The 8,809-nt window shown below is 71.4% G+C and carries 8 protein-coding genes; 1 reads left to right on the forward strand and 7 read right to left on the reverse strand.

Going from position 1 to position 8,809, the window contains the following annotated elements; genetic code table 11:
• Window positions 1-296 precede the first annotated feature (296 nt).
• Complete coding sequence (locus tag KBY47_RS35500) at window positions 297-1,304, reverse strand: stage II sporulation protein M (protein ID WP_210928679.1); 1,008 nt, start codon at window positions 1,302-1,304, stop codon at window positions 297-299.
• A 96-nt stretch (window positions 1,305-1,400) separates the two neighbouring features.
• Here KBY47_RS35500 and KBY47_RS35505 point away from each other — a divergent pair, with 96 nt between their 5' ends.
• Complete coding sequence (locus KBY47_RS35505) at window positions 1,401-2,387, forward strand: RDD family protein (RefSeq protein ID WP_210928681.1); 987 nt, start codon at window positions 1,401-1,403, stop codon at window positions 2,385-2,387.
• Window positions 2,388-2,399: 12 nt separating this feature from the next.
• Here KBY47_RS35505 and KBY47_RS35510 read toward each other — a convergent pair whose 3' ends face one another.
• The 6 genes from KBY47_RS35510 to KBY47_RS35535 all read right to left on the reverse strand — a co-directional run bounded on the left by KBY47_RS35510 (window position 2,400) and on the right by KBY47_RS35535 (window position 8,659).
• Window positions 2,400-3,023, reverse strand: a complete 624-nt coding sequence (locus tag KBY47_RS35510) for a hypothetical protein (RefSeq protein ID WP_210928683.1) — start codon at window positions 3,021-3,023, stop codon at window positions 2,400-2,402.
• A gap of 150 nt (window positions 3,024-3,173) precedes the next feature.
• Window positions 3,174-4,631, reverse strand: a complete 1,458-nt coding sequence (gene ahcY, locus KBY47_RS35515; RefSeq protein WP_210928685.1) for an adenosylhomocysteinase — start codon at window positions 4,629-4,631, stop codon at window positions 3,174-3,176.
• A gap of 309 nt (window positions 4,632-4,940) precedes the next feature.
• Complete coding sequence (locus KBY47_RS35520; protein WP_210928687.1) at window positions 4,941-5,918, reverse strand: cation diffusion facilitator family transporter; 978 nt, start codon at window positions 5,916-5,918, stop codon at window positions 4,941-4,943.
• A 134-nt stretch (window positions 5,919-6,052) separates the two neighbouring features.
• On the reverse strand, window positions 6,053-7,213 hold the full coding sequence (gene manA / locus KBY47_RS35525) for a mannose-6-phosphate isomerase, class I (protein WP_210928688.1): 1,161 nt from the start codon (window positions 7,211-7,213) through the stop codon (window positions 6,053-6,055).
• A gap of 86 nt (window positions 7,214-7,299) precedes the next feature.
• On the reverse strand, window positions 7,300-8,430 hold the full coding sequence (locus KBY47_RS35530; protein WP_210928689.1) for an SIS domain-containing protein: 1,131 nt from the start codon (window positions 8,428-8,430) through the stop codon (window positions 7,300-7,302).
• Between the two features lie 58 nt (window positions 8,431-8,488).
• On the reverse strand, window positions 8,489-8,659 hold the full coding sequence (locus tag KBY47_RS35535) for a Trm112 family protein (RefSeq protein WP_079057723.1): 171 nt from the start codon (window positions 8,657-8,659) through the stop codon (window positions 8,489-8,491).
• Between the last annotated feature and the right edge of the window lie 150 nt (window positions 8,660-8,809).

The raw sequence follows: 8,809 nt of genomic DNA on the forward strand, positions 1-8,809 counted from the left end.
TTCTCGATCCGATTTCCTCGGTGCTTTCCAGGTGTTCGCTTTCGCGTTTCCCTTTCCGGCGGGTCCGACTTTATCAGAACTCTGGAGCCGGTCTGACCGGCCATTCGTTTCCGATTCATCGGGAGGGGGCTTCCTCGGAATCGACGTTCTGGGAAGCCGGTAGGTTGTGCACGGTTGCCGAAGCGGACTACATCCACTTCCAGGCAACTGTTCGAATCTACCTCCCCGCAGGGGCCGTGTCAACAGCTCCCTTGGGGCGAAGAGGAGATTAGCAGCTCAGTGGCCGCCAACGCACATCAGGCGGCGGTGGGCACGGTGCTGCTGCGTTCGGCGGCCTCGACGTCGCCTGTCTCACCGGTGCGGGCGGCACGGCCGCCGAGGACGAAGACGTAGGCCAGGAAGGCCAGCTCCGCGACGACACCGATGGTGATGCGGGCCCAGGTGGGGAGGCCCGAAGGGGTGACGAAGCCTTCGATGGCGCCCGAGATGAAGAGGACCAGTGCCAGGCCTATCGCCATGCCGATGGCTGCTCGGCCCTCCTCGGCGAGGGCGGTGCGGCGGGTGCGCGGGCCGGGGTCGATCACGGTCCAGCCGAGGCGCAGGCCCGTGCCCGCGGCCACGAACACCGCGGTCAGTTCGAGCAGGCCGTGAGGGAGGACGAGGCCGAGGAACGTGTCGAGTCGGCCCGCGGAGGACATCAGGCCGAACCCGACGCCGAGGTTGAGCATGTTCTGGAAGAGCACCCAGAGGACGGGGAGGCCCAGGAAGATGCCAAGGACGAGGCAGAGCGCGGCTGCCTGGGCGTTGTTCGTCCATACCTGGGCGGCGAAGGACGCGGCGGGGTTGCTGGAGTAGTACGTCTCGTACTGGCCGCCCGGGCGGGTCAGCTCGCGTAGCTCGCTGGGGGCCGCGATGGAGGACTGGACCTCTGGGCTCGTGCCGATCCACCAGGCGAGCAGGACCGCGACGAGGGTGGACAACAGTGCTGTGGGCACCCACCAGTGGCGGGAGCGGTAGACAGCGGCGGGGAAGCCGTGGGTGAGGAAGCGCGTCACGTCGCGCCAGGAGGCACGGCGGGTGCCGGTCACCGCGCTACGCGCGCGTGCCACCAGTTGGCTGAGCCTGCCGGTCAGCTGGGGGTCGGGTGCGCTGGACTGGATCAGGGACAGATGGGTTGCGGTCCGCTGGTAGAGAGCGACGAGTTCGTCGACCTCGGCTCCGTTGAGGTGACGCTGGCGCCGGAGCAGGGCGTCGAGGCGGTCCCACTCCGCCCGGTGGGCGGAGACGAAGACGTCGAGGTCCATCGGTGTGACTGCTCCTCTTGTCGTACTGCGGCGCGGTACGCCCTCAGCTTGGCAGACTGGCGGTTCTCGGGGCAGGTCAGGGGAAGGACGACGGGTGTGAATGAGCTGGTGACCGGTGAGGCGGTGGCGCTGGAGCTGCGCCCTGCGAGGCTGCCCAGCAGGGCACTGGCTGTGCTGCTCGATCTGGTCGTGGCCATGGCGGCGTATATCGCCGTGACGGTGGTGCTGGTGATGTCCACCTCGTCGCTGGACGAGGCGGCGCAGTTCGCGCTGTCGATCGCGACGTTCCTGCTGGTGCTGGTGGGAGCGCCGATCGCGGTGGAGACGCTCAGTCACGGGCGGTCGCTGGGGAAGATGGCGTGCGGGCTGCGGGTGGTGCGGGACGACGGGGGGCCGATCCGGTTCCGGCATGCGTTGGTGCGCGGGGCGGTCGGGGTGATCGAGATCCTGCTGACGTTCGGGGTCATCGCGTGTGTCGCCTCGCTGGTGTCGGCGCGGGGGCGGCGGCTCGGGGACGTCTTCGCGGGGACGCTCGTCGTGCGGGAGCGGGTGCCGGAGGCGCGGTCGGGATTCGTGCCTCCGCCGCCGCCCTGGCTGGCCGGGCAGTTCGCCGGGCTTGATCTGTCGGCGGTACCGGACGGGCTGTGGCTCGCCGTGCGCCAGTACCTGACGCGGATGCAGCAGTTGGATCCGCAGGTCGGCTGGGCCATGGCGGAGCGGCTGGCGGGTGATCTGGCGGCTCGTACGGGGGCTCCGGTGCCGCCGGGTGTGCCGCCCGCCGCCTATCTGGCGGCGGTGGTGCGGGAGCGGCAGGATCGGGAGGCCCAGCGGGCCTTCGGGGCGGAGCGGGGCGGTGTGGTACCGGTGGCCCAGGCGCATGGGGGCCCTGGGCCTCTTGGGGCTACCGGGACTCCTGCGGCTCCTGCGGCGCAGCCCTCCCCCGTGTCGCCGTCCGTGCCAGCCACGCAGCCGGTGCCGCCGACTCATGTGCCACCCGCGGGCGCGGCTCCCGCGCCGTCGAGGGAGCGGTCGGAGGGGTCGTCGGGTGAGCGGCCGGGGACGGGGTTCGCGCCGCCCGCGTAGACGGCGGCGGGGTCAGAGGGCGTCGGGGAAGGCGGACGGCGGGGATTCGAGGTCTTCCAGCTCGATGCCGGGGGCCGCGAGTACGACGTCGCCCGCGATGTGCACGGTGTGCTGTTCGCCCGTGTCCAGGGCTGTGACCTGGTATTCGTCCACGGTCAGGGGGCCGTTGTCAGTGGCGTGTGCTTCTCTCTTCAGCAGGGCCCAGGACTGATCGACCGTGCGGGGGGCGAGGACAGGATCCGTGAAGGCGACTAGGCGTACGCGGGTCGCGGTGCCGGAGGGGGTGAGGCGAAGGAGGCGGGTGGTGGCGATGAGGAAGGCGGGGGACGTGCCGGTGAAGGCGTGGGCGGGGGTGTTGCCTTCCTTGGCGTGAGTGCCGGTGGGGTCGGTGCGTACCCAGGTGACGCCGTCGAGGGCGGCGCCGCGTACCTGCCAGCTCGCGGCGTGGAGTTCGAGGCGGATGGGGCGGCCGAGTTCGTCGAGGGTGAGGTCGACGGAGCCGTGGTGGTCGCCCGAGGGGGTGGTCAGCTGGGAGACGTAGCGCCAGCCGGAGGGGCCGGGGGCGCATTGGAAGTGTTCTTCTGCGAGGGGGGTGTGATCGTGCGGATCGTGGAGCGAATAGCGGCCGCGGGGCATGGGGGTCCTGGCTTCTGACGTGCTGGGTCGGGGTGGTCCCGTCGGTCCGTCCGGGCGGGCTCGGTCGGACCAAAGGGGCAGGCCCCCGGCACGGGGGTGCGGGGGGCCTGCCTCGGAGGGGCTTCGTGGGGCTTCGGTGGGACCGTCCGCTCAGTAGCGGTAGTGGTCCGACTTGTAGGGGCCCTCGACCTTCACGCCGATGTACTCGGCCTGCTCCGGGCGGAGCGTGGTGAGCTTCACGCCGAGGGCGTCGAGGTGGAGGCGGGCGACCTTCTCGTCGAGGTGCTTGGGCAGCACGTAGACGCCGGTCGGGTAGGCGTCGGGCTTGGTGAACAGCTCGATCTGGGCCAGGGTCTGGTCCGCGAAGGAGTTGGACATCACGAACGACGGGTGGCCGGTGGCGTTGCCCAGGTTGAGCAGGCGGCCCTCGGACAGCACGATGATCTTCTTGCCGTCCGGGAAGGTCCAGGTGTGGACCTGCGGCTTGACCTCGTCCTTGACGATGCCGGGCACCTTGGCGAGGCCCGCCATGTCGATCTCGTTGTCGAAGTGGCCGATGTTGCCGACGATCGCCTGGTGCTTCATCTTGGCCATGTCGCCGGCCATGATGATGTCCTTGTTGCCGGTGGTGGTGATGAAGATGTCGGCCGTCTCGACGACCTCGTCGAGGGTCGTGACCTGGTAGCCGTCCATCGCCGCCTGAAGGGCGCAGATCGGGTCGATCTCGGTGATGATCACTCGGGCGCCCTGGCCGCGCAGGGACTCCGCGCAGCCCTTGCCGACATCGCCGTAACCGCAGACGACGGCGGTCTTGCCGCCGATCAGGGTGTCGGTGGCGCGGTTGATGCCGTCGACCAGGGAGTGGCGGCAGCCGTACTTGTTGTCGAACTTCGACTTGGTGACGGCGTCGTTGACGTTGATCGCCGGGAACAGGAGGACGCCGTCGCGCTGCATCTCGTACAGGCGGTGGACGCCGGTGGTGGTCTCCTCGGTCACGCCGCGGATCTCGGAGGACAGCTGGGTCCACTTCTGGGGGTTCTCGCCCAGGGTGCGGTGCAGCAGCTGGAGGATGACGCGGTGCTCGTCGGACTCGGCGGTCTCGATGGCCGGGACCTGGCCGTCCTTCTCGTACTCGACGCCCTTGTGGACGAGGAGGGTGGCGTCGCCTCCGTCGTCGAGGATCATGTTGGGGCCGCCGGTGGGGGTGTCGGGCCAGGTCAGGGCCTGCTCCGTGCACCACCAGTACTCCTCCAGGGTCTCGCCCTTCCAGGCGAAGACGGGGATGCCCTGGGGGTTGTCCGGGGTGCCGTCGGGGCCGACCGCGATCGCGGCGGCGGCGTGGTCCTGGGTGGAGAAGATGTTGCAGGAGGCCCAGCGGACCTGTGCGCCGAGGGCGACCAGGGTCTCGATGAGGACGGCGGTCTGCACGGTCATGTGCAGGGAGCCGGTGATGCGGGCGCCGGCGAGGGGCTGCGCCTCGGCGTATTCCTTGCGGATCGCCATCAGGCCGGGCATCTCGTGCTCGGCGAGGGTGATCTCCTTGCGGCCGAACTCGGCCAGGGAAAGGTCGGCGACCTTGAAGTCCTGTCGGTTGTCGACAGTCGTCATGACGAGCTGCTCCTCGGTATCGGGTCGAGGTGGGTACGGCCGGTCTGCGCGGCGGCGGACACAGGGGTGCCCGAAAGGGGACACAGGCATGCCCGCGTGCGCGCAGCGCAGTCCGTCGGATCCCTCTCTCCCTCGGACGGTCCGCTATGGACCGCCCGACCGCCATCAGCAGCGACGTCTGGCTCTGTTCCAAGCTACACCGGTCGGCCCAACCGTCCCCAGTCCTCCTGCGCACGGATCGAGCGGATCGAGCCGTTTCCGAGCGGTCGGGCCCCGGTGGTCGCGGCGGTGGCGAGGGGAGGGTGGCGGTCAGTGCTCGCTGGTGGGGGCGGGGCCGCCGGGGCTGGCCTCGGGGTCGGGACCCTTGGCCGCTTCGGTCTCGCTGTAGATGTCGGGTTCTAGGTAGATGACGCGAGCGATGGGGACGGCGTCGCGGATGCGGGACTCGGCGGCGTTGATGGCGGCGGCGATCTCGGTGGCGGTGTCGTCGTGCCGGACGGCGACCTTGGCGGCGACCAGCAGTTCCTCGGGGCCGAGGTGGAGGGTGCGCATGTGGATGATGCGGGTGACGGTGTCGCCGTCGACCGTGGCGGCCTCGATCTTCCTGACCTCCTCGGCGCCCGCGGCCTCGCCGAGCAGCAGCGACTTGGTCTCGATGGCGAGCACGACCGCGATGAGGATGAGCAGGACGCCGATGCAGAGGGTGCCGATGCCGTCCCAGACGCCGTCGCCGGTGGCGAGGGCGAGGGAGACGCCGACGAGGGCGAGGATCAGACCGACGAGCGCGCCGAGGTCCTCCAGGAGGACGACCGGCAGTTCGGGCGCCTTGGCGTGGCGGACGAACTCCTTCCAGGACTTCTTGCCGCGGACCTGGTTGGACTCCTGGATGGCGGTGCGGAACGAGAAGGTCTCGGCGATGATCGCGAAGACGAGGACGCCGACCGGCCAGTACCAGTGGTCGATCTCGTGCGGGTGCTTGATCTTCTCGTAGCCCTCGTAGAGGGCGAACATGCCGCCGACGGAGAAGAGGATGATCGAGACGAGGAAGGCGTAGATGTAGCGCTCGCGGCCGTAGCCGAACGGGTGTTGGGGCGTGGCCTCGCGCTGGGCCTTCTTGCCGCCCACGAGAAGCAGGCCCTGGTTGCCGGAGTCGGCGAGCGAGTGCACCGATTCGGCGAGCATCGACGACGATCCGCTGAAGAGGAACGCTACGAACTTCGCTACCGCGATCGCGAGGTTGGCGGCGAGTGCCGCCACGATCGCCTTGGTACCGCCTGACGCGCTCATGTGTGCGTGTTGTCCCTTCGTACGTACGCCGTCCGGGGCCGTTGCCCGCTGTCGGGGCCGCGTTGGCCGCCTTGTCGGTGCGCCATTGTTGCAGTCCCGTCAGGCAACGGCCGCCAGGGTCGTTCGTACGGGCGTCAGGCGATGACGGTGGCCCGGAAGAGGGTGCCGGTACCGGAGACTTCGGCGTGCTCACCGGCCGGGACGAAGACCGACCGGCCGGGCGTCAGCTCCTGTTCGCCGGGGTCGCCGAGGCGGACCGTGCCCGCGGTGCAGAGCAGGATCTGCGGGGTGGGGCGGGTGAGGTCGTGGGTGGCGCCGCCGGGCGGGAGGACGTACCGGGAGAGCCGGAACTCGTCGATGGGGGTCTCGTAGACCTCTTCGCCGTCGGGGGACGCCTCCGGGCGGAGCACGCCGGGGTCGCTGGGTTCGAAGCGGACGATGCGCAGGAGTTCGGGGACGTCGACGTGCTTGGGGGTGAGGCCGCAGCGCAGGACGTTGTCGGAGTTGGCCATGATCTCGACGCCGAGGCCGTTGAGGTAGGCGTGCGGGATGCCCGCGCCGAGGTAGAGGGCCTCGCCGGGCTGGAGCCGGACGTGGTTGAGGAGCATCGCGGCGATGACGCCGGGGTCGCCCGGGTAGTGGTGGGCGAGGTCGGCGTAGGGGCCGTAGTCGCCGCCGAGGCGGGTGCAGGCGGTGGTGGCCTCGGTGACCGTGCGGGCCATGTCCTCGCGGTCGGCGCTGAGTACGGCGGTGAGGACCTCGCGCAGGGCGGCGTCCTCGGGGTGGGCGTGCAGCAGGTCGACGTACGGCTTGAGGGAGTCGACGCCGAGGCCGTCGAGGAGGTCGGCGGCCTGGACCGGGGCACGGAAGCCGCACAGGCCGTCGAACTCGGTGAGGGCGCAGATCAGTTCGGGCTTGTGGTTGGCGTCCTTGTAGTTGCGGTGGGGCGCGTCGAGGGGGACGCCGCGGCGCTCCTCGTCGTCGTAGCCCTGTCGGGCCTGGTCGAGGTCGGGGTGGACCTGGAGGGAGAGCGGGGCGCCCGCGGCGAGGATCTTGAGGAGGAAGGGCAGCCGGGGACCGAACCTGGCCACCGCCGCGGCGCCGAGTTCCCGTTCGGGGTCGGCCGCGATCACGTCGGCGAGGCTGCCGCGGGGGGTGCGGGAGGGGGCTCCGGGGTGGGCGCCCATCCACATCTCGGCCTGGGGTTCGCCGGTCGGTTCGGTTCCGAGGAGGTGCGGGATCGCGGTGGGGGAACCCCAGGCGTAGGGGCGGATGGTGTTCTGGAGGAGGTCCATCGGTTCTTTCTGCCGATTCGTGGTGCGTACGACGCGGGGTGGTGCCGCGTGCGGGGGTCGGGTGCTCGTCGCGTCCCCGGGTCAGGTCAGGCCCTTGAGGCGAGCGCCAGGTAAACGGCGGCGAAATCGGTGATGGCGATCAGTTCGGCGAGGGTCTCCAGCTCGGCGCCGGGTTCCGGTTCGAGTTCGCTGATCGGTGTGTCGTGGCTGAGGGCCAGGTCGCGGGCGGACGGGGCGGCGGTGAGGCCGTCGATGGGGCGGTCGCGGAGCAGCACCACGCGCGCGTGGAGCGCGGGTGGCTCCTCCACGCGGTCGCGGAAGAAGTCGTCGGGGTCGGCGCTGGCGGCCAGTCGTCCGGCGAGCAGGGTGCTGTGCGCGGCGAGTGCCTCGGGCAGTTCGGCGACGATCGCGGCGGTGCCGGAGAGTTCGGCGAGGGCGGCGGCGAAGCGGCGGCCCGCCGGACCGGCCGAGGCGCCTTCCGTCCAGATCACGGGGAGCGCGTCGGCCAGTTCGGCGGCGAGGGTCTTGGCCGGGTTGCTGTACGTGGCGATGGCGGGCCCGCAGCGTTCGGCGACGTGGTCGAGGCGGTCGGCGACCTTCTGGAGGGCGTCCGGCGGGGCGGTGATCAGGCCGATGCGGTCGAGAAGGGCGAGCAGCGGGGTGAGCAGCGCCCACAGGACGCCGGGGGCGGAGGCGGTGAGGGACTCCTGCTGCTCGTCGTACGGGGCGGTGGCCAGGGGTACGAACATGCCGTGGGCGCCTGCCACGGACTCGCTGAGCGGGGTGCCGGCGGGGGCTACGGCGACGACGGTGCAGCCGCGCCGGTAGGCCTGGTCGGCGAGGAGGCTGAGGCTGGGCTCGGTGCCGTCGGGGGTGGCGATCAGCAGGAGGTCGACGGAGCCTGCCCAGCCGGGGAGTTCCCAGCGCAGGGCACCCGCGGCCGGGGCGACGCCGGTGGGGGCGAGGCGGATGACGGGGCTGCCCGCGCCCGCGAGGGTGCCGAGGAGGTCGGCGGCGCAGATGGCGGCGGCGCCAGGGCCCGCGATGAGGATGGCGCGGGGGCGGCCGTCGGGCTTGAGGTCGGCCACCCCTGCCTCGGCGGCGTGCCGGGCGGCGGTGCGGACGCGGGCTCCGGCCTCCGCGGCGCCGCGGAGCAGGCCGCGGTCGTCGGCGTCCGCGAGTGCTTCGGGGGTGTCGAGCAGGGCTTCGTCGAGCATGGGGGCGAGTGCCTCCGATCGCCGTGGGTGCGCGGGCGGGTGGCGCGGTGCGGTGCGCTTATGCCGGGCGGCGTGCCTCGTCGACGAGGAGGACGGGGATGCCGTCGCGGACGGGGTATGCCAGACCGCAGTCCTGGCCGGTGCAGATCAGCTCGGTGTCCTGCTCCTTGAGGGGGGAGTGGCAGGCCGGGCAGGCGAGGATCTCCAGGAGGCCGGCTTCGAGCGGCATGGTGGGTCCCTTCGGGGGCGGGGTGGGTGGTGCGGCTGTGCCTGGTCAGGGTACCGCTGGAGGGGGGCGGGGGTGGGGGGCTCGGCGTGGCCGGGTGCGGGGGGGGGGGGGTGCGGGGGGTGGGGCGCGCGGCCGGGCGCGTGCGGGGGG

This window comes from Streptomyces sp. B93, from assembly GCF_018070565.1.
Lineage (GTDB): Bacteria > Actinomycetota > Actinomycetes > Streptomycetales > Streptomycetaceae > Streptomyces.